Consider the following 997-nt stretch of genomic DNA (forward strand, 5'->3'; position numbering starts at 1 on the left):
CCCCTACTCCCCTACTCCCCTACTATCGCACCAGATGCCGGAACGCCGCCACCACATCCTCATAGACATGGCGCTTGAACGGCACGATCAGGTCAGGAAGGTCCTGCATCGGCCGCCATGCCCATTTGTCGAACTCGGCGGTGTGGCCACCCGGCGGCGGATTGATCTGGATCTCGCTGACATCGCCGTGGAAGCGAAAGGCGAACCATTTCTGCGTCTGGCCGCGATACCGGCCCTTGAAGGCGATGCCGACGAGATGCTCCGGCAAATCATAGTTGATCCAGTCCGGCGCCTCGGCCAGTAGCGAGACGCCGCGCATGCCGGTCTCCTCATAGAGCTCGCGCTCGGCCGCCTGCAGGGGCTCCTCGCCCTCGTCGATGCCGCCTTGTGGCATCTGCCAGAGCTGCGTCGTGCCGGCAAATTCGCTGTCCGGTTCGGCAATGCGGTGCCCGACCCAGACCAGGCCCTCGGCATTGAGGATCATCAGCCCGACGCAGGGTCGGTAAGGCAGCGTTTCGCGGTCGATTTTGTTCGTCTTTGGCATCAGTCACTCTTTCCAGCCGTCTTCCGAGGGCTAGCCTTTTTGCGGATCGATAGCCACCGCTGAAATCGGCACGATCTCGATGCCGCGCTTCTTGGCCTCGACCACCCAGGATGACACGGTATCGACCGTCAGGTCGAAGGCCGAACCGATGCCGACGGCAGTGCCTTTGGCCCGCGCGGTCGCCTCCAGGCTGTCGAGCTTCTTCAGGATTTCGCCGCGATCCTGCACGGCATCAATCGCCATGTCGCCGGCGACGAAGGGCACGCCGTCTTTCAGCGCCAGATCCGGCGCCAGACTGCGCGCCGACGAGCCGTCATCGATATAGGCGAGGCCGCGTTTGCCGAGCTCGGCGATGAACGGCTCCATCGCCGCCGCGTCAGCGGAAAAGCGGGCGCCCATATAGTTCATGACGCCGGTATAGTTGGTCGTCCGCGACAGCGCCCAGTGCAGGCT

Annotated in this window: 2 protein-coding genes; both read right to left on the reverse strand. The window is 63.8% G+C overall.

What is annotated here, in order from left to right; translation table 11 throughout:
- Positions 1–22: 22 nt before the first annotated feature.
- A complete protein-coding gene (locus EN932_RS36900; protein WP_013529078.1) occupies positions 23–544 on the reverse strand; it encodes an RNA pyrophosphohydrolase in 522 nt (173 codons plus the stop codon).
- Between the two features lie 30 nt (positions 545–574).
- A partial coding sequence (locus EN932_RS36905; protein WP_206520872.1) for a divergent polysaccharide deacetylase family protein occupies positions 575–997 on the reverse strand: 423 nt, incomplete at its 5' end.

The sequence above is a fragment of the Mesorhizobium sp. M7A.F.Ca.US.002.01.1.1 genome (assembly GCF_004022955.1).
GTDB classification, from domain to species: Bacteria; Pseudomonadota; Alphaproteobacteria; order Rhizobiales; family Rhizobiaceae; genus Mesorhizobium; species Mesorhizobium ciceri.